We start from the raw sequence: 26,877 nt of genomic DNA on the forward strand, positions 1-26,877 counted from the left end.
GGTTGATTTCCTCCGTTCGAACCACACCGACACGCTGAATGACCGACTCCCAGACTGCCCAAGCCACCACGTCCCGGATTCCGGCCGATCAACTGCATGCCTACGTCAGGGCGATCTGGGAGCGAGCGGGCAGTGCGCCGCGCGAAGCGGAACTGGTTGCCGATCACCTGGTGGCCGCGAATCTGACCGGACACGACTCGCACGGCGTCGGCATGATCCCGCGCTATGTCGAGTCGCTCGCCGACGAGCAATTGCAATTGAATCGGCACGCCGACGTCGTGAAAGACGCGGGCGCGGTCCTGACCGTCGAAGGCGGCAAGGGCTTCGGCCAGGTGATCGCGTTCGAGGCGATGGAGCGGGGCATCGAGCGCGCGCGGCGGCTCGGCATCTGCGCGGTGGGCTTGCGCGGCGCGCATCATATCGGCCGCATCGGGCATTGGGCCGAACAGTGCGCACACGCCGGGCTGGTGTCGTTCCACTTCGTCAACGTGGCGGGCGATCCGCTCGTCGCGCCGTTCGGCGGCGCGGACCGGCGCATCGGCACGAATCCGTTCTGCGCCGCTTATCCGCGGCCCGGCAAGCCGCCGCTCGTGCTCGACTTCGCGACCAGCACGATCGCATTCGGCAAGACGCGCGTCGCTTATAACCAGGGCAAGCACACACCACCCGGCGCACTGATCGATCACGAAGGCATGCCGACGCTCGAACCGAAAGTCATGCACGAAGCGCCGTTCGGCGCGCTGACGCCGTTCGGCGGATACAAGGGTTTCGGGCTCGCGGCGATGTGCGAGATTTTCGGCGGCGCGCTGTCGGGTGGCTTCACGACGCATGCGGACACGCTCGGCACCACGCACGCGATCATCAACGGCATGCTGTCGGTCATCATCGATCCGGCCGCATTCGACGCGCCCGACGCGCAAGCCGAAGCCGATGCGTTCGTCGCGTGGGTGAAGGCGTCGCCGCTCGCGGCGGGCACCGCGCGCATCTACGAACCCGGCGAACCCGAGCGCGTGACGCGCGCGCAACGCGAGGCCGCCGGCATTCCGATCGACGCGGCCACATGGAAGCAAATCCACGCTGCGGCGCGCGCCGTCGGCGTCAGCGAAAACGAACTAGCGGGATGGCCGGCGCGCCTGCGCTGACGCGCGCGTCGAAAAAGGCTCAGGCGATCAGCCTGAGCTTGCGCCTATCGAGCAGCCAGCGCTCGAACTCGATGGCGGGCATCGGCTTCGCATACAGGAAGCCCTGTACGTAATCGACGCCGAGCCCCTTCATGAAGGCTTCTTCCGCTTCGGTTTCGATCCCTTCGGCGACCACCTGGAAATCGAGCTCCTGCGCGACCGCGACCATCGAGCGCACCAGCGCCTGGGCCTTCAGGTCCGCGTGGATCGAGCGCACGAAGCTGCGGTCGAGCTTGATCACGTCGAGCGGAATGCGGCCGAGCTGCGACAGCGACGAATAGCCGGTGCCGAAGTCGTCCAGATGCACCTGCGCGCCGAGCTGGCGGAACTGCTTGATCAGCTCGATCGCGGCCGCTTCGTTTTCGATCAGGCAGCTTTCGGTCAGCTCGAGGTCGATCAGGCACGGATCGAGGCTCGCGTGCTGCAAGGCCTCGGTGAAATGACGGACCACGGCTGTATCGGTCAGCTGTCGCGCCGACACGTTGATCGCGACGCGCAGGTCGTAGCCGGCCGCCTTCCAGCGGGCCGCCTGTTTGGCGGCGGTTTCCATCACCCAGCGGCCGAGCACGCCGATCAGTCCGGATTCCTCGGCATAGCGGATGAATTCCACCGGCATGATCTGCCCGCGCTCCGGCGAGTTCCAGCGCACCAGCGCTTCCGCGCCTTGCACGGCGCCCGTGGCGAGGTTCAGCTTCGGCTGATAGTGCAGTGCGAGCTGGCCCTCGTCGAGACCGCGGCGCAGATTCGTATCGAGCCACATGAACTCGGCGACGCGGCGGTTCATGTCCGGCGAGAACACGCGATGGGTGCGCTTGCCTTCGTCCTTCGCGACGTACATCGCGGTGTCGGCCGAGCGGATCAGTGATTCGAGGCTGTCGCCATGCTCCGGCGAACGCGCAATGCCGATCGAGCAGCCGGTATAGACCTCGACGAGCCCGACCGCGAACGGCATGCGCATCCGGTCGAGAATGCGCTGCGCGGTGTTTTCGAGCTGATGCGCAAAGCCCTTCGCCGCGAGCACGATGAATTCGTCGCCGCCGAGCCGCGCGAGCGAGTCGCCCGGATTCAGGCAGTTGCGGATCGCGTCCGACACGTCGCAAATCAGCCGGTCGCCGAACACGTGGCCGTAGTGATCGTTGACCTTCTTGAAGTTGTCGAGATCGAGAAACAGCACGCCGACGGTTTCGCCGGGCGCGGCCTGTTCGATCGCGATCTGGATGCGCTGCTGGATCGCGTTGCGATTGGCGAGGCCGGTGAGCGGGTCGGTCGTGGCCTGCTCGATCAGGCGGTCCTGCGCGAGCCGTTGTTCGGTGATGTCGGTGCCCGAGCAGATCAGGAACTGGTCTTCGATGCCGCTGCCGCTGCGCACGAACTTGTTGCGAAACAGGAACAGCCGCTCGCCATGCACCGTGTTGATGCGCCGTTCGATCTCGTACGGTTCGCCGCGATTGAAGAAGTTCGCGCTGACCTCGTTCGAGACCCCGCCGTTGTCGGACGACATGAACAGCGTCCAGACGCTGCGGCCGATGATGTCTTCTTCCCTGAGCCCGGTCAGCTCTTCGGCCAGGTGGTTGAAGCGCTGTATCCGGCCGTGCCGGTCGACGATCACGACGACCGAGTTCACTTCGGAGACCACCTGTTCGGCAAACGACAGACCGTGCAGCAACGCGCGCGCGACGGATTCGGTATCGGCATCGGCCGAGGCGGTGCCGCCCCAGCGATGACAATCGAGTTTCCTGCCGATCAGATGCAGGCGCAGCGGCGCGCCGTCCAGATGCACGTCGACGACCACGTGCGAGGTCACGCCGCTCAGAGCGCGGACCCGCGAGGCTTGAGAAGGCGTGAGGGGAATGGCGACGCCGCCGGGCGCGTGGCCGTGCGTGGGCGCGAGTTGCAGCGTGTCGCTGGCGGCCGCCAGGCGCCAGCAAGGGCTGCGCGTGCCGAACCGCGCGTGAAGCACCTGGTCGTGTAACTCGTCGCTCATGAAATCCCCGGAGTATGGCGGCGGTCCCTATCAAGGCGGGCGGCGGCCGGCAGTCTTCCTCATACTAAATCGAAACTGTCTCATTGTATCTAAGCGTGACAATTCCAGCGAAGAATCATTAACGTTTTGCTAACAATGTGCGCGGGATCATTTCACAGTAAAACGACGCTACGGTGACGCCGCTAGAAGCGGCGCGCCAGCAACGCGCGGGCGCGTTCGCGCTCGGGCGGATCGGCGTCGAGAGCCGCGTCGAACCAGAACTTCCCGGCCACCAGCGTGGCCGCCACCACGCCGTCGCGGTAGAGCACGCGATTTCCGGCGACGGCCGGCACCTTGTCGCCGACCAGCAGCGTGCCGGCGAGATTCAGCGGGTCCGTGCCTGCGACGCAAATAAGCGCACCGTCGTTCGGCTGCCGCCGCACTTCGCGCAGCAGTGGAATCGCCTCGGGCAGCGCGAACTGCTCGCCGGCGAGCCCGTTGACGAAACGCCCGCCGCGGATCACACCGCGCGCTTCCAGCCGCTGCAGCACGCGCAGCAGATCGCGCCACGGCGGCAGCCATTCGGCCTCACGTTCGAGCACGCGCCAGAACACGACGCCGTAGCGGCGCAGCAACGTCATCGCGACGTGTTCGAGCACCTCGGGCGGGAACTGGCGGCGCCGCTCGGGCGGATTTTCCGGCGTGGCGGCGGACGGGCGGCTCACGAGCGCCCACCGCCCCGCGTCGTCCATGCCGCCGATCAGCGCGCTCGCTCGCGCCCGCCGGCTGCCGGAAAACGCGTTGCGTTTGGCGACCGGCTTCAGCAACGCGCGCAAGCCCGCGAAGCTGTCGGAGTTCGCGAGGCCGGCCGCGACCAGCTCGCCGAGCGCGTTTTCCAGCTCGATGCGCAGCACACGCACCTCGGCCAGCAGTTCATCGAAGAACATTGCGCCGTGTTGTGCGAGCGTGTCGTGCACGCTTTGCGCGAGCGCCGACAACTCGAGCTGGCGCGCCGGATCGAGCAGCGCACGCCACGCGCGCAACTGGGCGCGCGGCAGCAGCACGATCGGCGTGCCGCGCACCGGACCGGCAGCGCCGCGCGCCCGCTCGGTCAGGCGGGTCCAGACGATCTTGCCGGCGCGGCATAGTTCATCGAGCGAACTGTTGGCGTAGGCGCGCACGCGCGCGGGCAGGATGTCTTCCTCCCACGCGCCCGCCGCGGCCTGGAAGCCTTCGAGCTGATCGAGCGCGGCGGCGAGCGCGTCGCGGCCTTCGGCGCGCGACGTCGGCGTCAGATGCTGCCATTCGAACAGGAAGCGCATGAAGTCGTGCCGCTCGACCGGCTCGATCTCGCGCCGCAGCCGCTTCACCGTATAGCGGTGGATGCGTGCGAGCAGGTGCCGCTCGCACCATTCCTCGTCGCTCGTGTGCGGCGTGAAGCGGCCGCGCAGCAGATAGCCTTCGATTTCCAGCCGGATCAGCGCCGGTTCGACCCGGTCGGCCGGCAAGCCTAGCGGGCGCGCGATCGCGTCGAGCGTCAGTGGACCGAAACCGGTCAGACGCGCGCGCAGCACGTCGACGAGCGCGTCGTCGGCGCTCCAGGTTTCGGTATAGCCCTTCGGCGCGTTTAACGGCGGAGCGTAGCGATCGCGCGGGATGCCGGGGTAGAGCGCTTCAAAGCAGGTGAGGCGTTCGACGGGCAGCCACAGTGCGCTGTCGTCGTGATGGCTGGCGGTGCCCGGGCTCGCTTTCGCGGCCAACGGCAAGCGCGTCGCCCGGCCAGCTTTCGCCAACGCGTCGAGCAGCGCCGGCCAGGCCTCGTGCGCTAGCGCTTCGGCTGCGGTGATGCACGCTAGGCCCGTCAGCGCTTCGTGCATTTCGTCGGCGGTGCGTGCCTGGGGCCAGGCTTCGTCGCGCACGCTGTCGAGCGCGGCGGTGTCGAGCGCGCCGAGATCGTCGGCGCTTTCAGGGTCCGTCCAGCGACGGTTCAGCACCGCCTGGGTGCGGCGCTCCTCGATCGGCGCGTCGTCCAGATACGCGTAGGGCTTAGCGGTCAGAATTTCGGCGGCGAGCGGCGACGGCGCCGGCAGATCGCGCGCGACGAGCCGCAGTTCGCCGTGCTCGATGCGGCGTAGCAGCGCGAGCCAGCGTTCGCTGTCCATCGCGTCGTGCAGGCAGTCGTCGATGGTTTGATTGACCAAAGGATGGCGCGGCACCTCGCGTTCGCCGACGACGTTCTCCAGACACGCGGCCTGCTCAGGAAACACGCTGGCGAGCAGATCCTCGCTGCGCATGCGCTGCAGTTGCGGCGCGGTTTTGCGGCCGCCCGTGTAGCGCGGCAGGCCGAGCGCGGTCGTCGCGTTCCAGCGCCAGCGCACGCCGAATAACGGCGCATCGAGCAGCGCCTGGATCAGCAGATGCTCGGCGCTGTTCGAATGCAGATAGCGCCAGACCTCGTCGAGCACGAACGAGTGGCTGCCGGTCAGCGACAGCACGATCGCGTCCTCGGTGGCCGCGGCTTGCAGCTCGAAGTTGAAGCTGCGGCAGAAGCGCTTGCGCAGCGCGAGCCCCCACGCGCGATTCACGCGGCTACCGAACGGCGAGTGGATTACGAGCTGGGTGCCGCCCGATTCGTCGAAAAAGCGCTCCATCACGAGCGTGCTCTGCGTCGGCAGCACGCTGAGCGCCGCGCGGGCGCGCGCCAGGTACTCGACGATCTGGCGCGCGGCGGGTTCGTCGAGCGCGAGGTTGTCGATTAGCCATGCGATGGCGTGGTCGAGAGGCGCGGCGGGGGAGCCGGGCTCGTCTGCGAGTTCCGTCGCGGCGATTCGCGCCGAGGCGAGCGCGCATGCCGCGGGCTCACGCTCCGTGAGCAAGCCCTCGACCTGCTCGCGCAGTCGCGCGACCGCGAACGACAGCTCATCGCTGCGCCCCGGCGCCTCGCCGAGCCAGAACGGAATGTTCGGCGGTTGCCCTTGTGCGTCCTCGACGCGGACCCGGCCGCTCTCGATGCGCAGAATCCGGTACGACGCGTTGCCGAGCTGGAACACATCGCCGGCGAGGCTTTCGACTGCGAAGTCCTCGTTGACGGTGCCGATGTTGATCGCCTGCGGTTCGAGCACGACCGCGTAATCGGCGTTCTCGGGGATCGTCCCGCCCGACGTTACGGCGACCAGCTTGCCGCCGCGCCGGCCGCGCAGCGTGCCGCTGACGGCGTCTCGATGCACATACGCGGCGCGCGGACCGTGGCGGCTCGTGTAGCCCTCGGCGAGCATGCGCAGCACCGCGTCGTACTGTTCGCGCGGCAGATCCGCGTACGGCGCGGCGCGCCGCAGCATGTCGAACAGCGCATCCTCGTTCCACTCGGCGCTCGACACTTCCGCGACGATCTGTTGCGCGAGCACGTCGAGCGGCGCACGGGGGATGCGCAGCGCGTCGAGCTCGCCACGCCGCACGCAATCGAGCAGCGCCGCGCATTCGAGCAGATCGTCGCGCGAGGCCGGAAACAGCCGCCCCTTCGGCATGCCGCCCACGTGGTGCCCCGAGCGGCCGACGCGTTGCAGGAACGGCGCGATCGCGCGCGGCGAACCCATCTGGCAGACCAGGTCGACGTCGCCGATATCGATGCCGAGTTCGAGCGACGCGGTCGCGATCAGCACGCGCAGCTCACCGCGTTTCAAGCGCTGTTCGGCGTCGAACCGATGCTCCTTCGCGAGACTGCCGTGATGCGCGGCGACCGCGTCCTTGCCGAGCCGCTCGGTCAGATGGCGCGCGGCGCGCTCGGCCATGCGGCGCGTGTTGACGAAGATCAGCGTCGTGCGATGTTGCGCGACCAGCTCGGCCAGCCGGTCGTAGACGCGCTCCCACACCTCGTTGGGCAGCACCGCTTCGAGCGGCACCGGCGGGATCTCGAGCGCGAGGTCGCGCGCGCGGACGTGGCCGACGTCGATCACCGCGCACTCGGCCGGCGCGTCGCTGTCGAGGCTTGCGCCGCCGACCAGAAACCGCGCGACCGCGCTGACCGGCTTTTGCGTCGCCGACAGCCCGATGCGCGGCAGCCGTTGCCCGCACAGCGCGTCGAGCCGTTCGAGGCTCAGCGCGAGATGACTGCCGCGCTTGCTGCCCGCGAGCGCATGGATTTCATCGACGATCACGGTGCGCACCGTCGCCAGCATGCGGCGTCCCGAGTCCGAGCCGAGCAGCACGTACAGCGATTCGGGCGTCGTCACGAGAATGTGCGGCGCGCGTTTTTTCAGCGCGTTGCGCTCCTGCTGTGTGGTATCGCCGGTGCGCACCGCCGTGCGGATCTCGAGCGGCGGCTGGCCGAGCGCAGCCAGGTCGGCGGCAATGCCTTGCAGCGGCAACTGCAAATTGACGCGGATGTCGTTGGAAAGCGCCTTCAGCGGCGACACGTAGACGACCAGCGTTTCGTCGGGCAGCGTGCCGCCGTTCGCCAGGCCTCGCGACACCAGGTCGTTCAGCGCGGACAGGAACGCGGTCAGCGTTTTGCCGGAGCCGGTTGGCGCGGCGACCAGCGTCGAGCGGCCGCTACGGATTTGCGGCCATGCGGCGGTCTGCGCGTCGGTTGGGGCGGCGAACGTTTTCAGGAACCAGCCGGCGACGGCTGGGTGAAAACCGTCGAGTGCCTGCTGTACCGGTGGCAGGGCCGGGGCGGCGGGCCGCGCCGCGTTCGCGGTGGCGCGGGCCTTGCAGGAAGCGGGCGCCGTGTCGAGTGCGGCGGTTGATCTGGCCGAAGTCATGCTCGTGTAAATGAGGGCGGCGCGGGGGTTATCCAAGAGTGGGTGGCAGCGGCGTTGCGGGCCAGTACGACCGGCACGGGCCGATGCGCATCACGCTCAGTCTCGCAGGTTTTTGCGGCTTGCGCGCGCTGGCAATTTTCTTCCGCGCGCGGTGTCTGGCGCCGCCAGGAAATGGATTGTGTCAGTGCGCCAATGCAGAAGAAATTCTATGTCTTATAGCGCAGCGGTTCGCCATTCGCGACGCTGCGCACGCAGCTCGGAGCCGGTCCGCTCGAATTGTTGAAGTTGCGCGGATTCCAGATGCCTGAGCGGATCTTTGTGGTGGGCAACGCGGGCGCCGCGCCGATGTTGCCGCCGTTGCCGCCAGATTTGCAGCCGTGAGGCCGTCTCACGCGTTTCCTACCAACCTCCACCAATTGCAGTACGCTTGACGATTCTCCCTGCACCCCACGATGGAGCGTCGACGATGCGATATAACCAGTTGGGCCGTACCGGTGTGTTTATTTCGGAGTTGTGTTTGGGCACGATGACCTTCGGCGGTGGCGAAGGCATCTGGCGGCAGATCGGCGATCTGCAGCAGAACGACGCGGAGCGGCTGGTCGGCCGGGCGCTCGACGCGGGCATCAATTTCATCGATACGGCCGACGTCTACGCGGGCGGCCTGTCCGAGCAGATCACCGGCCAGGCGCTGAAGAACCTCAAAGTGCCGCGCGACAAGGTCGTGATCGCGACCAAGGTGTTCGGCCAGACCGGCGAGTTCGCGAACGCGCGCGGCGCGTCGCGCTATCACATCCTCGACGGCATCAAGGCGAGCCTGAAGCGTCTGCAGCTCGATCACGTCGACCTCTATCAGATCCACGGTTTCGATCCGGCCACGCCGATCGAGGAAACCGTGCGCGCACTCGATACGCTCGTGCAGCACGGTCACGTGCGCTACGTCGGCGTGTCGAACTGGGCCGCCTGGCAGATCGTGAAGGCGCTCGGCATCGCGGAGCGGCTCGGCACCGCGCGCTTTGAATCGCTGCAAGCGTATTACACGCTCGCGGGCCGCGATCTCGAACGCGAGCTCGTGCCGATGCTGCAAAGCGAAGGTCTCGGCCTGATGGTATGGAGTCCGCTCGCGGGCGGTTTGTTGAGCGGCAAATACGGACGCGAGCAGCAGGCCGAGGCGGGCAGCCGTCGCACGAGCTTCGATTTTCCGCCGGTCGATCGCGAGCGCGCGTATGACTGCATCGACGTGATGCGCGAGATCGCCGCGACGAGGAACGTATCGGTCGCGCAGATCGCGCTGGCGTGGCTGCTGCATCAGCGTGTCGTCAGTACGGTGATCGTCGGCGCGAAGAAAATCGAGCAACTCGACGACAACATCGCCGCGACCAACGTCGCGCTGTCCACCGACGAGCTCGCGAAGCTCGCCGAGGTCAGCACGCTGCCAGCCGAGTATCCGGGCTGGATGCTGGAGCGGCAGGGCGAGCCGCGCCGGCAGCAGCTTGCCGAGGTTCGGCACGTCGCACAGCGATAGCGCGGCCGTGCATTGGCGAACGCCGTGGAGCCGCGAACCGCTTCGTTCTTGATCCGCGCGGCTAATCAGCGATGCTGTTCACCCCTGGATATGCGCGGCAACTGCGTCCAGCGTGCGCGCCGAGTACACCAGCGTCGCGCCGGCGTTGATCGCCATCGCGACGCCGAGCGCTTCGGCGATTTCTTCACGCGTCGCGCCGTGCTTCAGCGCCTCGGCCGTATGGACCGTGATACAGCCGTCACAGCGCAGGCTGACCGCGACCGCGAGCGCGATCAGCTCGCGCGTTTTCGCGCCGAGCAGGTCGCTCTTCTGACCGGCGTTCGACATTGCCTGATAGGCCTTCACGCTGTCCGGCGCGAGCTTCGACATTTCGCCGATTCGGCCAAACAGTTCCTTGCGGTAATCGATCCAGTTCAACATGGCAGGCTCCTCGGTCCGTTGCGCGTCGGCGGCTGCCGGCGTCGTGGGAAGCAGTATTGCGCCGCGTCGCAATATCCTGAATACTCATTCGACTCAACTTTTAGCGCGCTCGTCTCATGGACACGCTCAGTCGCCTGATCGACCTTGCCCGGCCGCAAGCGAGTCTCGATCTTCGCTGCCTGCTGTCAGGCGCATTCGATATCGATCACGCGCCGCTCGAAGCGGGCGTCGCGCCGTTTCATCTGGTGCTCGACGGCGCCTGCGTGATCGAGACCGCCGCCGGCGAGTCGCTCGACATGCAGGCCGGCGATTTCATGCTGTTTCCGCGTGGCGCCGCGCATCGCGTGCGCGACGTGACGCGCTCGGCGGGCGGCCTGCCGGTGACGCTCGGGCACGACGGCATGCTGCCCGTGCGGCGCAACGATGGCCACGAAACCACCGACACGTCCGCGCCCGCGCCCACCGGCACGGCGATACATGACGGCGTCGATCTGCTGTGCGGCCGCTTCGTCTATGTGCCCGGTTCATCGGCGCTGCTGCTCAACGCGCTGCCCGATCCGCTGCACGTGTCGCTTGGCGACCCCCAAACGCTCGATGCGTTGCAAACGGTGATCGCGCTGATGCGCGGCGAAGCGGAGCGGCGTCAGCCCGGCGCGCTCGCTATCGTGACCGCGTTGAGCCACGCGCTGTTCGCGATGGCACTGCGCGTACACGGCGAGCGCAACGCGAACAACGCCGGCATGCTCGCGTTGCTGACGGACGCACGCCTCGGCGCATCGATGCAGGCCATGCTCGACGCGCCCGAACGGGCATGGACGATCGCTGAACTCGGCGAGCGCGCGGCGATGTCGCGCGCGACATACGCGCGCCACTTCAACGAGCGCGCGGGCGTGACCGTGATGGATTTTTTGACGCAGATCCGCGTGGCGATCGCCAGCGATCTGCTATTGCGTACCCAGCGCAGCGCGGCGGACATCGGCGAGGCGGTCGGCTATCAGTCGGAAGCGGCGTTCGGCAAGGCGTTTGCGCAAAGCGTCGGCGTGACGCCGGGACGCTACCGGCGTCGCAAGCAAGCGGACGATGCTCTGGATGACTGACTCGAGACTCGACGCGTACGTGCGATTCTATTTGCGCGGCTTTCTCTTGCTGAACGCACGTCTTTCGAGCGACGCCATCAACCGTGCGACCAGCAGCGCGCAGACCGTGCCGAGCGTCACTTCGGCAAGCCGCAGCAAGGCCTTGTCCCATGCGGGGCCGACGCCCGGCGCCAGCAGCATGATCGTCGCGGTGATGCCGCCGAGGCGCGCCGCGCTGCCGACGTTGACCACCCAGCAGATCATGATCGCGGCCGCTACGGTCGCCGCGTAGGCGGCGAAATGGCCGCCGCCCGCGAGCGTGCCGATCAGGCCGCAGATGCCGCCGACCATCGCGCCGATGAACTGGTCGCGCGACAGCTTGCGGGTGTCGATATAGCTGTGCTGGCTCACCGCAATCGCGGTGATCGCGGCCCAGAACGCCTGCTCGGTATGCAGCGCGCGGCCGATGCCGAACGCGAGACTCGCGCCCGCAACCGCCTGCACGGCCATGAAGCCGCCCTCGATCAACCTGTCGCCGAGCGGCAGCGTCTTCAGGAAAGCGAACAGCGCATCGGCGGCGTGCGTGCGCGAGGTATGGCTTGAATCGTCGGACGGAGTCATCGGATAAAGGCGGCTCGGCGGAGCATGACGGTGCCGTATTCTAGCCGCTCCGCTCGACCGCTCCATCGCTATGGCTAGATCGTGCCGAACAGCGCGCGCGGCCGGTCGCGCAGCGTGTGCGCCAGAATCTGCAGGCCGCGCGTCAACTGCTCGCGCGACTCGGCGCAAGCGAGATTGATGCGCACGCCGTGCTCGACCGTCGAGCGATCGACCGCAAACGCGGATGCTGGCATCGTGTTGACGCCGCGCGCGAGCGCGTTCGCCGCGAAGTCGTCCGAGCGCCACGGCGACGGTATGCGCAACCACACGAACATGCATGCGGGGTCGCTCTTCAGATGCTCGGCAGGCAACAGTTCGCGCGCGATCTGCTGGCGCGCGCGCAGCTCGGTGCGCTGCGCGTCGAGGATCGTCCGCGCGGTGCCGTCCTCGATCCAGCGCGTGGCGATCAGCGTCGACAGCGGCGCGGGCATCCATGCGGTCGTGCGGACCGCTTCCGCGGCGAGGGCCGAGCCGTGCGGCGGCGTGCGCAGATAGCCAATACGCAAACCCGGCGCGAGGACCTTCGACGTCGACGTGATGTGGAAGGTCAGCTCCGGACACAGACTCGCAATCGTCGGCAGACGCGCTGGCAGCAGCGGGCCGTACACGTCGTCCTCGATGATCACGATGTGATGCCGACGCGCGATGTCGGCGAGCGCCGCGCGACGCGCGAGACTCATCGTCACGACGGTCGGGTTCTGCAGATTCGGCACCGTGAAAATCGCCTTCACACGCCTGTGGCGGCATACATCTTCGAGACGATCGGGCAGCAGCCCTTCGTCGTCGCTCGGAATGCCGACCAGTTCGAACTGGAACACCGGCGCGAGGGCTTTCAGGCCGTAATAGGTCAGCTGGTCCGACAGGATCACGCCTTCGTGACCCATCAGGCTGCTGAGCACCGCGTACAGGCCATGCTGCGCGCCGCTCGTGACGACCACGCTATCGGCACCGGGCGCGAAGCCAGGCGCGGCGATCCACTGCGCGCCCGCCGCGCGCGCCCACTCGGGGCCTTGCGGCGGCTGATATTCCTGGGTCTCCGGGTAGCGGGGATCGTGCGCGATCTGCGCCATCGTCCGCGCGAGCTGGGTAAGGAATTCGCCGGTGGCCGGCCGGTTCACGGTCAGGTCGATGACGGCGTTCGCGTTGGCGCTGCCGCTTGCCGATGCGTTGTCGCTTCGGGCATGCACGGCGGGCATGGCGCCGCCGGTGACGATCGAGCCGCGCCGCTTGCTTGCGACGATCAGTCCACGCGCCTGCAACTCCTTGTACGCACGCGACACGGTGGAGACATTCAGACCCAGATCCGCCGCAAGCTCGCGCTGTGGTGGCAGGCGGCTACCTGGCGGGTAAAGCCCGCTGCGGACTTTTTCCTCGAGGCTGCGCGTCACTTCGAGATAAGTCGGCTGACGTCCCTTTGTCTGGAGGATGTTTTCTTCTTTTGTGTGGTCAATTGCGCTCTTCATCCAGGTCCTATCTCCATCCAAAAAAATCGGTCGACCGCCGGCAGGTCAATACTAAACCCGTTTGCTGTCCGGCTGCCTGCTTCGAACCTGCTTCTGATGCACGATCTCGGCCTGCATGTGCTCGGGAAAGTACCTAAGTCCATACAAAGCCAAATTAATTGCACACAAAAAAACTTTGTGTGACTATTAAAGCATGGTTTGTGTGGCGTTGCATCAAAACGCGACGTGCAACAGTAGTACAGGAGGGACGGTCGTGACAGAGCAACAGAACACGCTCCTGCCGGACGATGCAAGCGGCGCAAGTTCGGGTCGGGCGGCCGCTTCGGCCGGCCGGCAAGTGCGATGAGCGACGTCGCCGTGGTGGGCGCGGGCTTCATCGGCCTGTCGAGCGCCTACTGGCTGATGCGCGACGGTCACCACGTCACGCTGTTCGACGCGCTCGGTCCGGGCGAGGCCACGTCGTACGGCAATGCAGGCACGTTCGCCAACTACGGGTGCATTCCGGTGAACAACCCGCAGGTGTTCCGCAATCTGCCGCGTTTCCTGTTTTCACCGACGAGTCCGCTGCGGATCCGCTGGCGCTATCTGCCGCAACTCGCGCCGTGGCTCGCGCGCTTTCTGCTCGCATCGATGCCGCGGCGCTACCTGCACAGCGCGCAGGCGCTTGCGAGCCTGCTGTCGCGCGCCTCCGACGGCTACGGTGAAATGCTCGCCAGCGACGACCTGGCTCGCTTCGTGCGGCCGCGCGAATGCCTGTATCTGTACTCGAGCGCGGCATCGTTCGAGGCGGCACAGCCGTCGCTCGCGTTGCGCCGCTCGCTTGGCGTGCGCTTCGAAAACGTCGACCGTGCCGGCATCGCCGCACTCGAGCCGAATCTCGCGCCGATTTTCGTGCACGGCACCTTGTTCAACGGCAGCTGGTTCCTCAGCGACCCGCGCGGCTTTTTGCAGGCGCTGCACACAGCGCTGCTCGCGCGCGGTCTGCGGCATGAGCGCATCGCGGTTCGCACACTCGCGCCGGGCCGCAACAGCGTGCGTATTGTCGACGACGCGGGTCGCGCCTATGACGCCGCGCAGGTGGTCGTCTGCGCGGGGGCGTTTTCGCGGCGCTTCGCGCGCCAATGCGGCGACCGCGTACCGCTCGATACGGAGCGCGGCTATCACGTGCGTTTCCCCGGCACGTCGTCGCTGATTTCACGGCCGTGCGGCTGGGCTGAGCGCGGCTTCTACATGGTGCCGATGGACGGCGGCATTCGCGCGGCGGGCACCGTCGAGCTCGGCGGCTATGGACCACAGCGCAATGCCGCGCTGCTCGATCTGATCACGCGCTCCGCGCGGCACGCGCTGCCGCAATTGCCGCAACCGGATAGCGACTGGCTCGGCTTCCGGCCGAGCCTGCCCGACGGACTGCCGGTCGTCGGGCCGTCGAGCGCGTCACCACGCGTCGTCTACGCGTTCGGTCATCAGCATCTGGGCGTCACGCTGGGCGGCGTGACGGGCAGCGTCGTCGCCGATCTGGTGGCGGGGCGCGTGCCGCCCGTCGATCTCACGCCTTTTAGCCCGCGTCGTTTTTAACCACCGCAACTGTTGCACGGAAGAGGACGGACATCATGAAACGCAGAAACCTGGTTGTCGCACTCGCCCTTGGGATGTTGTGCGCGCACGCGCCGTCGTACGGCGCCGAGCCGCAAATCGTCAAGATCGGCTTCGTCGGACCGCTGACCGGACCGGTCGCGCGGGTCGGCAAGGACCTGCAGAATGGCGCGCAGCTCGCGGTGGACGAAGCGAACGCGAAGCGTCCCACGATCGGCGGCAAACCCGTCAAATATGTGCTCGACGTGCAGGACGATCAGGCCGATCCGCGCATCGCGATCCAGGTCGCCCAGAAACTCGTCGACGACGGCGTGGTCGGCGTGATCGGCCATTACAACTCGGGCTGCAGCATTCCGGCCTCGGCCGTCTATCACACGGCGAACGTCGCGATGATCACGCCGGGCTCGACGAACCCGGCTCTGACCGCGCAGGGTTTCGCGAACGTGTTTCGCACGATGGGGCACGACGGCGTCGGCGGCGTGATCGCGGGCGAGTTCGCGGTGCAGCAACTGAAGGCGAAGCGCATCGGCATCATCGACGATCGCACCGCGTTCGGCCAGGGCCTCGCCGATGCGTTCGAAAAGGGTGCGAAGCAGGCGAACGGCAATATCGTCGATCGCGAGTTCACGAACGACAAGGCGGTCGATCTGCGCGCGATCCTGACTTCGTTGAAGCAGAAAAACGTCGATCTGGTTTTCTTCGGCGGTCTCGACGAGCAGGGGGCGATGCTGGTCAAGCAGATGCGCTCGCTCGGCATGCCCGCGCAACTGTTTGGCGCGGGTGCGCTGAAGAGCAACGCGTTCCTGCAGATTGCGGGCAACGCGGGCGAGGGGACGCGCGATCTCGAACCCGGCCCGGCACTCGACAAGCTGCCGGCGGCGCAGGAGTTCGGCAAGCGCTACAAGGCGCGCTTCAATCAGGACGTCGAACTCTATGCGCCGTTCGCCTACGACGCCGCGCTCGCGATGATTCAGGCGATTCAGGACGCGGACTCGCTCGATCGCGCGAAGATCGTCGCGGCTTTCCCTAAGGTCAACGTGACGGGCGTGACGGGGAAAATCGCGTTTGATCCGCACGGGGATTTGATCAAGCCGCCGTATACGCTGTTCGAGGTGCAGCAAGGGCAGTGGAAGAGTCAGCGGACCGTGGGCGGGAATGGCGTTTGAGATTGATTCACGCGGGCGCAGCTGTCGCGACGACGCTTCGCTTCGCAAGTCGGTGTCCACGATCGGCTCGGACAGCTACATGAACTCCACGACAGTTCGACCGTAGTCGGGGAACCCGACGGTCTGTCCTCGACGACCGCGATATTTTTGCCGCCGCCGACGCGCGGCCGGATGCTCTCCCCCAGATCGAATCACCGATATGGGGGGGGCTGACCAGGCGATATGCCCCCCCTTCGAAAGCGCCATCCCCACTCCCCACAGGGGGGGATTTGAAAAGCCACTGGCTCTATCTTTCTTCTCGAAATTCACAAGGCATATGGGGCCGACGCCGCTGGCCGCTCACGCCGACCCAAAGCCGTATGCGATTTTCATGTTGGCTTTTTCGTGCTGTTTGAACTGGGTGCTCGTATGAGTGGAATTCCAGATGCAAATGTCTTTCGCCGCATTTGTCGGGGGGGCCGGTTTTCCACTCGGGCGAAAGAAAAAGGTGATCAATGAATATCCTGTTGGTGGAAAACGATCCTGCGCAAGCTGATTCGGTTGAAAGGGAAATCAGGCTATCCGGGCATCGAATCAGCAAAGTGGAGCGGGGCAAGGACGCAATCAGCTTTCTTCAGGCTAACGAGGTCGATCTCGTGGTGCTCGATTGGGAATTGCCGGGCATGAGCGGCTTCGAGGTGCTGTACTGGATACGCCGCCATCTGGGCCGCGAACCCGCGGTGCTGTTCGTGACCAGCCGACTTCTGGAAGTCGACATCGTGCAGGCGCTAGACGCCGGTGCGGATGACTACGTCATCAAGCCGTTCCGAAACAAGGAGCTGGTGGCGAGAGTCGGCGCGCTGTTGCGTCGCGCACGGCGCAGCATAAAAGTCGAAAGCGCAATCGCCCTTGGACCGTATATCTTCGACGTCACGCAGCGCGGTGTTTTTCTGCACGGCGAATCAATCTTGCTGACCGAAAAGGAATTCGACGTCGCGGCGTATTTCTTCGCGAACGTGGGACGGGTCGTTTCCAAAAGGCTTCTGGCGAAACTTGCCTGGGGCCGCGAGCTGGACAGTACGTCGCGCACGATCGACACGCATATCTATCGGCTTAGACGCAAGCTGGCCCTGCGCCCGGACAACGGCGTGCGACTGACGACCGTCTATACGCACGGCTACCGGCTCGACGAGGTCGATGCCGGCAGTGTCGACGCGCAAGCGCCGGAGGAATCCGAGCGGGAAGATGCTGTCGCGGAGAACGACATGCCCGAGCAGGGCACGCAAAGCAATCTGCGTTAGCGATTCGACATGAAGCCATGCGCGACCTGAACCGGATTCCGGTCGTCGCGCCTCCTGCGCAGCGCTGCATTGAGTCGTCACGCGGTTCGGCGTATCTTGAAACCAAATTCACCAAGACCCTCCATGCCTGTCACGGATAGGTGTGAGAGGACCACTCATGAATACATCCACAGATAGTTTCGAGCGTGAATGGATCGTGTCGCTGATCCAGACCAAGATGATGCCGCCGCGCCTTCCCGCGGGTTGCGTGCAACGGCCTCTATTGATGCGGCGACTCGATGAACGACGCCCGCGTCACATCACAGTCGTCACCGCGCCCGCGGGTTTCGGCAAAACGACCTTGCTTGCCGCGTGGAGCGAAGCGCAAACCAGAAAGAAGCGTCCCATTGCGTGGCTCAGTCTCGATGGAGAAGACGACGATCCCCAGCAACTCGGCGCCTATCTGGTAGCGGCGCTTGCTCGCGCCTCGAAGGAGATCGCGTGGCAGGCGCAGCAACTGCTCGATAACGATGCACACACGCCGGTCAGAACAGTCATTTCAGTGCTGCTCAATGGCATCGCCGCATACGGCCGGGATGTTTTCCTCGTGCTCGACGACGTCGACCGTCTGAGCGCGAGACCCGTTCTCGCGATCGTGTCACGCCTGCTGCGCTACGCGCCCGACAATCTGCAAGTCCTGCTCGGCGCGCGCGGCGAACCGGCGCTGTCGCTGGGCGCGCTGCGCTCGCCCGACAAACTTTCGCGTGTGAATGTCGACGATCTTCGTTTTTCGCTCGACGATGCTCAGGCGTTTTTCGACCAAACGGGTAACGCGCTGCTCAACCGCAACAGCGTGGAGTTGTTGAACAGCGCGACCGAAGGATGGGTGGCCGGTTTGCAACTGGCTTCCCTCGGACTGAAACGGGTCGACGACGTGGCCGCGCTCGCCGGTCATCTAGCCGATACCCGATTCGGAATCGATCGCTACCTGAACGATACGGTTTTTGTGCATCTGCCACCGCATATGCTGACATTTCTGCTGTACACGTCGATTCTCGAACGGCTTACCGGGGCGCTGTGCGATGAAGTCATGGGCGGTGAAGGCGAGAGCGGAGAGAAACTGGACTGGCTCGAGCGGCATAACGTGTTCATCCGGCCGCTCGATGAAACGCAAAGCTGGTACCGCTATCACGCATTGTTGAGCGATGCGCTTCGCCGCCGTCTCGTGCGTCGGACGCCACGACAGGTCCCGTTGCTGCATCGCCGCGCAAGCCTCTGGTTCGCGCGGGCTCGCCTGTGGCCCGAAGCCGTGCGACATGCGCTGGCCGCGGGCGATCTCGCGCAGGCGGCGCAGTGGGCCGAAAACTGTGCGATGGAGATGCTCCAACGCGGGGACCCGTTCATGCTGCCGGGCTGGATTCGCAAACTTCCGCCGGATGTGATCGCGGGTCGACTGCGCTTGCGTCTGGCGAAAGCCTGGGCTCTCGCAATGTCGCTTGAAACCGCGCGTGCGTCGAAGGAGATCGGCGACATTGCCGACGAGTTCGAGCGGACGGCCGGTGATGACCGGTCGGTAGCCGACGAGGTCGCATCGGCGGAGATCAACGCGATCCGCGCGGTGATCGCTTGTGTGAACGACGACAGCGAGCATGCGCTCGAACTCGGGCGTGCTGTTGAGGCATCGACGGTGCCTGCGGACCCTTGGGTACGCCATTACGGGCAAAGCGCGGAAATTTTCGGTTTGATGTATCGAGGGCAGTTCGCCTATATATCCCGCGTCTGGAGAGCGCGAGTCGATCAGGTCGGACTCAGCCGGAAGCCGAACAGCGCGGATATGCTGCGCGACGCCGTGTATGGCATTGCCGCGCTGATACACGGCGAGCTTCCCGATGCGAGGCGCGTGATGGAGGTGGCGATACGGTACTCCGAAGATAAGCTAGGGGAGTGGTCGGCGGCCGCGGCGGCGGTAGCCGGTTGCCTTGCGTCGATTTACTACGAGGGTAACGAGCTGTCCAAGGCGCGGAAATTGATCGAGGGTCGCATGACCATCGCTCTCGAGACCGCGCCACTCGCTGCGTTGATGCGCTATCTGCTGACCGCGTCGCGCCTGCTGTGGCGCGATGGCAAGAAGGGGCCCGCGCTGGCCGTTCTCGAGGACGGTCGACAGGTCGCGATAAGCCGTCGATGGTTGCGTCTGAAGCTCGCGTGCGATGCGGAAACCGTCAGACAGCTCGTTGCGGACGGTAGGGTGGTCGAGGCGCGACAGCTCGCCGATGAACTGAGCGCGAGCGTACCGATGATGTGCGAAGGACGGCGGGGCTCGGCGATGGAAACGTGGGCAAGCTACTGTGTGCTGCAAGCCCGCGTCCTGCTCGCTGAAAATGCCGCCGAGGACGCCGTTGGTTTTCTTTCGCGCTCGCTCGAGAATCTGGTTGCACTGGGTTGGCGCTATGCCGAGGCCGTTGTTTCGTTGCTGCTTTCTGTCGCGCATGACCAGAATGGCGCTTCGGAACAGGCGTTCGCCGCGCTCGGAAATGCGCTGCGGATCGGCTGCGCGATGGGGCTGATCAATAGCTTCGTAGACGAGGGGCCGCCGATGCGCGCGTTGCTGGAAAGCTTTCGCCGCACGCCATCGGAAATCGCAACAGGGCACGCCACCTATATCGGCACACTGCTGTCCGCTTTCGACGACGCCGATAACCTGCGCTCCTCGTCGTCGGGCTATGCCGACATCAAGGTGACGCCGGGCACCCTGAGCGCGCGAGAGCTCGAAATACTGGGCTACGTTGCGCGCGGGCTGTCCAACAAGGAAATCGGACGATCATTGAATCTGGCGCCCGAGACGATCAAATGGCATCTGAAGAACATCTTCGAAAAATTGAACGTCAATTCGCGATTCGAGGCCGTGCAGAGTGCCTTCGGCATTCAGCCTGGAGCCGACTGAAGCGCCGCGCTGCGTGACTGCGCCGCCATCGCGTCACCTCACCGCGGCTCGCGTCCAAACGCTTCGCGCAGCTTGCGCTTGGCCCGTTCCAACGTATCACGCCGCTCCTTCGGCAGGTTGCGGCCCGCTCGATTGATGTAGAAATTGAGCATCGACATCGCGGATTGAAACGGCGTGCCCTTGCGTCGACTGCTCACCGTCGACGAGTGCTTCAACGATTGCGCGATGGACTCCGCGCTGCCAGTTTTGAAAATATCCTTCTGGATGTCCATCGCGTCGCTCGTTTCCATTACATGATGCGACCATCTCTTCCCGCCGGAGGCGCCATTCGACTTCGCGGTTTTCGCACGATGCGCGGCGTGCGCCTGCGCGTGGCGTTGACGCGGCGGCCGTCCCGACTTGCCACGCGACTCAGGGCGTTTCGATTTGCTGCTGCTCTTTCGCGGCGCCATGATGTGCTCTCCCGAAGCGGAACGTCGGACCGGTCACAGGTCGAAAATGGTCGGGTTGGCGCTCAGAGCTTCACGCCGCCGGCCTCGGGCGCGTCCGACGATCCCGGAGGAATTTGACCGGCGCCGAACTCCTCGCGTCTCGTATAGACGTCGCCGCCCCAGTACGGTTCGCTGCCGTAGTACTGATGCACGCTGGTGGCCCACGTCTGATCCGCCATCGACGGCCAGTGATCCTTATCGAATCCCGGGGCGTTCTTCACGCGCTCGGCCGTCATGTTCAGCACGAAGCATTTCTCCTCGGTGTCGAGCGTCAACGCACGCCAGGGAATCGCGAGCAGCTTGTCGCCGATGCCAAGAAAACCGCCGCTCGACAGCACCGCATACGCGATGCGGCCGGAACGCACATCGAGCATGATGTCTTTGATCTTGCCGATGTTCTCGCCGTCGCTGCTGAGGACCTTGTTGCCGTCGAGCGTAGCCGCGGCCATTACATCCGGGCCTGGGCCTTCCGCGGTTGCGGCGCCTTTGCCGACGATGTTCGCACCTTGCGTCTGGGTCTGGATGACCATGATGGGCTCCTTTGAGGGGTGTATGTACGAGCCATTTAGCAACGGCCGTTCCATCGAGTCGTGCGGCGCGCTCACGCCGTGGCGCACGGCGGACCCGCGCGACGAGGCTGCGCGCGCGTAAAGGATGCGAGCGCGTTTGAAATTATTTCGTCCCGGCTAACGCAAGCGCTGACGAAGAGAAGCGTGAAAGAAGCGTGAAGCGAACCGGCGACGCACCCCTCGCGCGGCATAGGCCTTGCTCGACTTTGAGTGACAGCAGCAGGGAACCGAAGGATCGCCCCCCGTCCTTTTTTACTTCAGGGAGAAACCGGATGAACAAGTATCCGAAGGCATGGCTAGCCGCGGCATGTGTGATCGCGTCGGGCGCGGCGTTCGCGCAGGCGGGCGGCGGCAACGGCAATAGCGGTGCCGGCGGCGGCAACGCGCATGGCGCCGCGACCGCCGCGCCGACGGCGGGCAACCAGCCCGCGTCGAATGCGATGGGCAGCACCGCGGGCTCGACGTCGTCGATGAAGCATCATCACAAGAAGTCGAAGGCGAACAAGCCGATGACCGATACGACGAACACGCCCGGCGCCGATGCCAGCAGCGATACGAAGGGACAGTGACGCTGGATCGATGCAGGCGCGGCCACGCACCGCTGCGGTTCGTAGCGCCCGGGCGATGCCGCGCTCTGCCTGTCGGGAGAACGATCGTGGGAAAGAAAATTCATTATCAGACGAACATCTGCGGCGGGGACTTCGCGCACGTTCGCGAGTGCTTCCGCAACTGGAAGTCCGAGACGCTCGTGTATCGTCGGCAGCAGCCGATGTTCGAAGGCAAACAGGAAGTTCGGCCCTTGTCGGAGCGTGTGTTCACCAACGGTGAAGTCGCACACAACACGCTCGCGCGCGTGTGTTCGCCGGGCGATGCCTATGCGCTGGCGGCCGAGATAAACGACGGCGAACGCGATGTCTGGCTCGTGATGGCTGCGTTCGAGGAAGATGCTTGAGCCATCATCGATTCACCACGGAGCCTGTCACTGAGTTGGCGGCTTTCTTGCGCACCACGCGCGATTTTTTCAGCAAACTCGTCAGTGAACCGTTGATGCTCTCGTCGACCGACAACTCTCGTGCCTTGCGGCCTTTCGGACCGGCTGCGCGCGCCAGTTTCGCCGCGCGTTTTTCCGCCTGCGCGAGCAAGACCGCGAGGGCCAGTTCATCTGCCTTCAGTCCACGGCGCGATTGGCGCGGTGCGAGGCTCTGCAATTCATCGGCTTCGAACGCGCTGATGATCGCCGGGTGGATATAGCAGCGCCGGCAGACGGCGGGCGTATTGCGCAGCAGCGCGGCCACGTCTTTGACGGTCGCGACGATATGACGGCGCGCTTCGGCCGCGCTGCTGCACATCAACCGGCGCAATGCCGCCAGCGCGTATACGCTGCCCGCCCACGTGCGATAGTCCTTCGCGGTGAAGTCCGCCCCGCTCACCCGACGCAGGTAGTCGTTGATATCGGTCGAGCCGACGGTGTGGCGCGTGCCGTCTTCGTCGAGGTACTGGAACAGGTCGTGACCCGGCAGCTCTGCGCAACGCCGCACGATCCGCTTGATGTGCGGATTGTCCACCGCCACGTCATGCTCGATGCCGCTCTTGCCGCGAAACTTGAAGCGCAATTGACCGGCCTCTATCTTCACGTGCTTCTTGCGCAGTGTCGTTAATCCGTATGACTGATTATCGCGCGCGTATTCGACGCTGCCGATGCGGATCAGCGTCGTGTCGAGCAACTGCACGATGGCCGCGACCACCTTGTCGAGCGGCATGCCCGGCAATTTCAGATCACGTGCGACGCGCGCGCGGATTTTCGGCAGCGCCCGGCCGAACTCGGCCATCCGTTCGTACTTGTCGGCGTCGCGCGTTTCACGCCAGCGCGGATGATAGCGGTACTGCTTGCGGCCACGCGCGTCGCGGCCGGTCGCCTGCAAATGACCTCGCTGATCGGGGCAGATCCAAACGTTTTCATAGGCCGGCGGAATCGCGAGCGAGTTGATGCGTTGAATCTCGTCCTCGTCGACGATGCGCTCGCCGTTCACGTCGAAATAGATGAAGCCTTTTCTGTCGCGCCTGCGTGTGTAGCCGGGCCTGGTGTCGTCCGCGTGACGCAGACCCGGCGGCATCGGTTGCGAGGCGGTGTCGCCGTTCGCGCTCGTCGGGTTGCGCGATGCGGTTGTGGCATGAGTCGCGGTAGCCATCGTTGCAGGTAGAAGTTTCAAGCGTGGTTGGGATCGGTTCGCCCGGTACGTGCGATGCGTGCCGTGTGATCGGCGGGAAGCAAGGGGGATGCCATTCGCCACGCCCAGCAGCGCCGAAGCGGAACGGTCCTTGCGAAAGAGCCGGTGTGATCAACCAGCCGGAAAAGGAGGTTTCATGAGCAGCACACTCGATCCCGATGAAGAGCCGCAGAAGACCGTCAAGCAGACGTCTGGCACGACGGGCGAACTGGGCCCGAGCGACTCGTCCGATAGCGGCAGCGATGTGGCGGGCGCAAAGCGTCACGTGTTCGATGTCGATACGGAACTCGACAATCACGCACTCGAAACCGGCGACACCGAACTCGGCAGCGATACCGATCGCTCGGGCACGGGCGAGCGCGCGTCGGCCGATGGCGATTCGACGTTGGAGTTCGACCGCGATATCGAAGCGGATCACGTCGTTGATCCGCGAGTGCCGCCGGGCGCGGAGCGCGCCGGCGAAGACGAAACCGACGTCTGACCGCGACGCTGTGCCGATCACGCGGCCCGCGCGACGCAGCGCGAACGCAGTGGCAATGCAACGCCAAGCCGGCGTAAACCATGGACACGGGCCTCCAGCGGGCACGTGTTTTGCGTAACAACGCTTTAGCGGAGGCGCCGCGCTATGCGCATGCTTAGCGCGCAAGTGCATCAGCGCGGCGCCGCACGAAGGAGAGGACGCATGACTGACGCATTGAGTGGTTGCAAGGTAGCAGTACTCGCGGTAGACGGTTTCGAGCAGGCAGAACTCGTGGATCCGAAACGCGCGCTCACCGAGGCGGGCGCGACGGTCCATGTGATTTCGGCGAAGCCGGGCAAGATCCAGGGCTTCAGGCACGTCGACAAGGGCGACACCGTCGACGTCGATGCGACTTTCGACAAGGCCAGTCCCGACGACTATGACGCGGTGGTGTTGCCGGGCGGTGTCGTGAACGGCGATGCGCTCCGGTTGCTGCCGCAGGCGCAGGCGTTCGTCAAAGCGGTCAACAACGCGAACAAGCCGATCGCGGTGATCTGCCACGGCACGTGGCTGCCGGTGTCGGCGGGGATCATCAAGGGGCGCACGGTGACCAGTTGGCCCAGCCTGCAGGACGATATCCGCAACGCGGGTGGCACCTGGGTCGATCAGGAAGTGGTCGAGGACGGCAATCTGATTTCGAGCCGCAAACCCGGCGACATTCCCGCGTTCAACAAGACGCTGATCGGGCAGCTGACGAAGCGCAAAGCGGCTTGAGCGAAGGCGGCGGTTGGCTTCGGCGCCCGCGCATCGGTGCTTCAACAGGGAGAAAATGCATGAAATTCCGGTATTCCCTACAAGTGTTGACTACCGCGCTGGCCGTATTGGGCATGGGCGCGGCATCGATCGACACGGCCCGCGCGCAGGCGAGCGATGCACCCGCGAGTGCGGCGCCGACCGGCGGCACGACACTGTCACCCGCCGATCAGCAGTTCGTGCTCGATGCGTCGAAGTCTGACGCCACCGAAATCGCCGCCAGCAAGGTCGCGCTGAAAAACTCCAACGATCCGCAGGTCAAGAAGTTCGCGCAACAGATGATCACGGACCACACGAAGCTGTCGCACGCAATGGCCGCGCTGGTCGCGAAGAAGGGCTTCAAGCCGACGCCGTCCGCGGATTCCGCGCTGGTCGGCAAACTGCAGACGTTGAAGGGCACCGAGTTCGATCAGGCCTACGTCGAGCAGGTCGGCGTGGAAGCGCATCAGCGCGCGGTGGATCTGTTCCAGCAGCAAAGCGGGAGCGGCACCGATTCGCAACTGAAGGCCGCGGCCGCGCAGGCGCTGCCGACCATCAAGCATCACCTCGAGATGGCGCAGCAACTCGCCGGCAAATTGAAGGGCTCGTCATGAACGCGATGCTGCCACGGCCTGCCTATGAGGACTCTCTGATGCAGATCACTTTTCCCGATGACGAACCGGCCTTCGACGGCGCCAATCTGACGGTGCGCTTTCTGGCGTGCGTCGATGGTGAGCCGGTGGTCTGCGCGATCACCGCCGAGGCTCTGGAAGATCATTTCGGCGCCGAGTCGGCACTCGAAGCGGCACTGATGGCGGCTTTCGACAAAGGCCGTCAGCGCATCCGCTCAGTCTGCGCCGAAGCACTCGACCAGAACAATGGAGAAGGCGTAGTGTTGCATAGCGGACTGTTCAGAGTGGAAGGCCTGGAACCGGATCGCGGCGCCGCGTAGCGCCGCCGCGTGCCGCGCTAAGCGGGCGCGCTGCTGCGACGCGCGCCACCCGGCGACCGTATGGTCCGCGAATGCCAATCAACGATAAGGACGCCGTATGTCACTCATCGTCGCAGCACGCTTCATGACTTTTCCGGCTGCGGAAAGCGCGGCGCAAAAGCTTTTCGATGCAGGTTTCGTGGAAGAGGGACGTCACGCTGTTTTTCGTCAATCCGCGCGGCCAGCATGCGCGTTTCCCGATCGGCGGTGACACCGATACCGACCCCGGCGCGCGAGAGGCGCCCAAAGGCGCGGGCATCGGCGTGACGATCGGCGCGGTGATCGGCGCGATCGTTGGCGTGGCGATCTTCGCGGCGTTTTCCGCACCGCTGCTGGTGTCGCTGATCGCGGCGGGCGCCGGCGCATATGTCGGCTCGCTGGTCGGCGCGATGTCGCGCACTCACGAGCGCGGCAATTCGGACTATCGCGTGCCGTATCACGAGGAGGCGCGCGATTCGGGTGTGCTCGTCGCCGTGCACGTGTCGCCCGACAATCAGCTCGACGCCGCACGCGTGCTGCGTGAAGCGGGCGGCGTGTCGATCGAGAAGGCGACCGGCCGCTGGCAGCAGGGACGCTGGGCCGATTTCGATCCGCGGAAAACGCCCGAGCCAATCAAGGAATTCGCGGACAAGCGCGCGTGATATAAGCCACGCGCCATACCAACATAAAAGCGGCCTAATGACGCCGGGCACGCGTGATGCGTGCATCCAAATGCAGCCCGCCGCGCGTTGGATCGACCCATCGCGACACAAACAAAAACCCCACGCGGCGGATTCCGCGAGGAACGAAACCCTTGGAGGTATTGAATGGCTACCAACGTTGTTTCCGTGTTGAATGACCTGGTCGAAACGTCGAAAGATGGCGAAAAGGGCTTTTTGAAGGCCGCCGAGGATGCGCACGACGAACAGCTGAAAACACTGTTCCGCGACAGTGCCGAAAACTGCTCGCGCGGCGCGCGTGAGTTGCAGGATGCCGTTCAGACACTGGGCGGCAAGCCCGAAAACCACGGCAGCATGACCGGTGCGCTGCATCGCGGCTGGGTCGACGTGAGATCGGCGGTGGCGGATCGCAGCGACCATGCGATTCTCGCCGAGTGCGAAAAAGGCGAAGACGTCGCGAAGAAACGCTATCACGACGCGCTCGAAAAGGATTTGCCAGCCGACGTGCGGGAGATCGTCGAGCGGCAGTACCATGGCCTTCTGCAGACGCATGATCGCGTGCGCGATCTGCGCGACCAGTACGCGGCGATGAAGCGTTGATCGACGCGTCGGTGCAATAGAAAGAGCCGGCGATGCCGGCTCTCTTTCGTTCCACTGAGCAAAATCGGCGCGAACCGCTT

General features: G+C 65.2%; 23 protein-coding genes and 1 pseudogene. 15 read left to right on the forward strand and 9 right to left on the reverse strand.

All coding sequences use genetic code 11. From position 1 onward, the window contains the following. Positions 1-38 precede the first annotated feature (38 nt). Positions 39-1,142: a malate/lactate/ureidoglycolate dehydrogenase gene (locus F6X42_RS10380; protein WP_187634124.1), complete on the forward strand. Its 1,104-nt coding sequence runs from the start codon at positions 39-41 to the stop codon at positions 1,140-1,142. A gap of 19 nt (positions 1,143-1,161) precedes the next feature. Here F6X42_RS10380 and pdeR read toward each other — a convergent pair whose 3' ends face one another. The 3 genes from pdeR to F6X42_RS10395 form a co-directional block, all read right to left on the reverse strand. Continuing rightward, entirely contained in the window at positions 1,162-3,165 is a 2,004-nt protein-coding gene (pdeR, locus tag F6X42_RS10385) for a cyclic di-GMP phosphodiesterase (RefSeq protein ID WP_187634125.1), read from the reverse strand. A 182-nt stretch (positions 3,166-3,347) separates the two neighbouring features. After that, positions 3,348-7,904: a DEAD/DEAH box helicase gene (locus F6X42_RS10390; protein ID WP_187634126.1), complete on the reverse strand. Its 4,557-nt coding sequence runs from the start codon at positions 7,902-7,904 to the stop codon at positions 3,348-3,350. 206 nt (positions 7,905-8,110) lie between these two features. Then, the gene (locus tag F6X42_RS10395; RefSeq protein ID WP_187634127.1) at positions 8,111-8,296 is read right to left on the reverse strand and encodes a hypothetical protein; all 186 of its coding nucleotides are present in this window, start codon (positions 8,294-8,296) and stop codon (positions 8,111-8,113) included. Between the two features lie 74 nt (positions 8,297-8,370). Between F6X42_RS10395 and F6X42_RS10400 the strand changes: the two genes are divergently transcribed. Beyond that, positions 8,371-9,426: an aldo/keto reductase gene (locus F6X42_RS10400; protein ID WP_187634128.1), complete on the forward strand. Its 1,056-nt coding sequence runs from the start codon at positions 8,371-8,373 to the stop codon at positions 9,424-9,426. A 78-nt stretch (positions 9,427-9,504) separates the two neighbouring features. On the opposite strand, the gene F6X42_RS10405 is transcribed toward F6X42_RS10400, so the two are convergent. After that, positions 9,505-9,846 (reverse strand): carboxymuconolactone decarboxylase family protein, encoded by a 342-nt coding sequence (locus F6X42_RS10405; RefSeq protein ID WP_187634129.1) that lies wholly within the window; start codon positions 9,844-9,846, stop codon positions 9,505-9,507. A gap of 116 nt (positions 9,847-9,962) precedes the next feature. On the opposite strand from F6X42_RS10405, the gene F6X42_RS10410 reads away from it, so the two are divergent. Next, positions 9,963-10,943, forward strand: a complete 981-nt coding sequence (locus F6X42_RS10410; protein WP_187634130.1) for a cupin domain-containing protein — start codon at positions 9,963-9,965, stop codon at positions 10,941-10,943. A 27-nt stretch (positions 10,944-10,970) separates the two neighbouring features. Here F6X42_RS10410 and F6X42_RS10415 read toward each other — a convergent pair whose 3' ends face one another. After that, positions 10,971-11,543, reverse strand: coding sequence for an FUSC family protein (locus F6X42_RS10415; protein ID WP_187634131.1), 573 nt, complete (start codon positions 11,541-11,543; stop codon positions 10,971-10,973). 74 nt (positions 11,544-11,617) lie between these two features. Beyond that, the gene (locus F6X42_RS10420) at positions 11,618-13,045 is read right to left on the reverse strand and encodes an aminotransferase-like domain-containing protein (RefSeq protein ID WP_187634132.1); all 1,428 of its coding nucleotides are present in this window, start codon (positions 13,043-13,045) and stop codon (positions 11,618-11,620) included. 342 nt (positions 13,046-13,387) lie between these two features. On the opposite strand from F6X42_RS10420, the gene F6X42_RS10425 reads away from it, so the two are divergent. The 4 genes from F6X42_RS10425 to F6X42_RS10440 all read left to right on the forward strand — a co-directional run bounded on the left by F6X42_RS10425 (position 13,388) and on the right by F6X42_RS10440 (position 20,007). After that, positions 13,388-14,620 (forward strand): NAD(P)/FAD-dependent oxidoreductase, encoded by a 1,233-nt coding sequence (locus tag F6X42_RS10425; RefSeq protein ID WP_187634133.1) that lies wholly within the window; start codon positions 13,388-13,390, stop codon positions 14,618-14,620. A gap of 35 nt (positions 14,621-14,655) precedes the next feature. Further along, positions 14,656-15,804 carry a branched-chain amino acid ABC transporter substrate-binding protein gene (locus F6X42_RS10430; RefSeq protein ID WP_187634134.1) on the forward strand — a complete coding sequence of 383 codons (1,149 nt, stop codon included), beginning with the start codon at positions 14,656-14,658 and terminating at the stop codon, positions 15,802-15,804. A gap of 494 nt (positions 15,805-16,298) precedes the next feature. Then, positions 16,299-17,084 (forward strand): response regulator transcription factor, encoded by a 786-nt coding sequence (locus F6X42_RS10435; RefSeq protein ID WP_187634135.1) that lies wholly within the window; start codon positions 16,299-16,301, stop codon positions 17,082-17,084. 157 nt (positions 17,085-17,241) lie between these two features. Continuing rightward, positions 17,242-20,007: a winged helix-turn-helix domain-containing protein gene (locus tag F6X42_RS10440; protein WP_187634136.1), complete on the forward strand. Its 2,766-nt coding sequence runs from the start codon at positions 17,242-17,244 to the stop codon at positions 20,005-20,007. A gap of 38 nt (positions 20,008-20,045) precedes the next feature. Here the strand turns inward: F6X42_RS10440 and F6X42_RS10445 are convergent, their stop codons facing one another. Further along, positions 20,046-20,459 (reverse strand): DUF3175 domain-containing protein, encoded by a 414-nt coding sequence (locus F6X42_RS10445; protein WP_187634137.1) that lies wholly within the window; start codon positions 20,457-20,459, stop codon positions 20,046-20,048. 62 nt (positions 20,460-20,521) lie between these two features. After that, the gene (locus F6X42_RS10450) at positions 20,522-21,028 is read right to left on the reverse strand and encodes a PRC-barrel domain-containing protein (protein WP_187634138.1); all 507 of its coding nucleotides are present in this window, start codon (positions 21,026-21,028) and stop codon (positions 20,522-20,524) included. 311 nt (positions 21,029-21,339) lie between these two features. Between F6X42_RS10450 and F6X42_RS10455 the strand changes: the two genes are divergently transcribed. After that, positions 21,340-21,636, forward strand: coding sequence for a hypothetical protein (locus F6X42_RS10455; protein ID WP_187634139.1), 297 nt, complete (start codon positions 21,340-21,342; stop codon positions 21,634-21,636). A gap of 86 nt (positions 21,637-21,722) precedes the next feature. After that, on the forward strand, positions 21,723-22,019 hold the full coding sequence (locus F6X42_RS10460; protein ID WP_187634140.1) for a hypothetical protein: 297 nt from the start codon (positions 21,723-21,725) through the stop codon (positions 22,017-22,019). 4 nt (positions 22,020-22,023) lie between these two features. On the opposite strand, the gene F6X42_RS10465 is transcribed toward F6X42_RS10460, so the two are convergent. Next, positions 22,024-23,256 carry a DNA topoisomerase IB gene (locus F6X42_RS10465; protein ID WP_187634141.1) on the reverse strand — a complete coding sequence of 411 codons (1,233 nt, stop codon included), beginning with the start codon at positions 23,254-23,256 and terminating at the stop codon, positions 22,024-22,026. 175 nt (positions 23,257-23,431) lie between these two features. Between F6X42_RS10465 and F6X42_RS10470 the strand changes: the two genes are divergently transcribed. The 6 genes and pseudogenes from F6X42_RS10470 to F6X42_RS10495 all read left to right on the forward strand — a co-directional run bounded on the left by F6X42_RS10470 (position 23,432) and on the right by F6X42_RS10495 (position 26,797). Beyond that, a complete protein-coding gene (locus F6X42_RS10470) occupies positions 23,432-23,776 on the forward strand; it encodes a chemotaxis protein (protein ID WP_187634142.1) in 345 nt (114 codons plus the stop codon). Between the two features lie 201 nt (positions 23,777-23,977). Continuing rightward, on the forward strand, positions 23,978-24,529 hold the full coding sequence (locus F6X42_RS10475; protein WP_187634143.1) for a type 1 glutamine amidotransferase domain-containing protein: 552 nt from the start codon (positions 23,978-23,980) through the stop codon (positions 24,527-24,529). Between the two features lie 59 nt (positions 24,530-24,588). Further along, positions 24,589-25,161 (forward strand): DUF4142 domain-containing protein, encoded by a 573-nt coding sequence (locus F6X42_RS10480; RefSeq protein ID WP_187634144.1) that lies wholly within the window; start codon positions 24,589-24,591, stop codon positions 25,159-25,161. Continuing rightward, positions 25,158-25,499: a DUF1488 family protein gene (locus F6X42_RS10485; protein WP_187634145.1), complete on the forward strand. Its 342-nt coding sequence runs from the start codon at positions 25,158-25,160 to the stop codon at positions 25,497-25,499. Before F6X42_RS10480 ends, F6X42_RS10485 begins: the two co-directional genes overlap by 4 nt. A 97-nt stretch (positions 25,500-25,596) precedes the next feature. After that, positions 25,597-26,179: pseudogene (locus tag F6X42_RS10490) on the forward strand (hypothetical protein). 165 nt (positions 26,180-26,344) lie between these two features. Then, entirely contained in the window at positions 26,345-26,797 is a 453-nt protein-coding gene (locus F6X42_RS10495) for a PA2169 family four-helix-bundle protein (RefSeq protein ID WP_187634146.1), read from the forward strand. Positions 26,798-26,877 lie beyond the last annotated feature (80 nt).

The sequence above is a fragment of the Paraburkholderia podalyriae genome, from assembly GCF_014397785.1.
Classification (GTDB): Bacteria; Pseudomonadota; Gammaproteobacteria; order Burkholderiales; family Burkholderiaceae; genus Paraburkholderia; species Paraburkholderia podalyriae.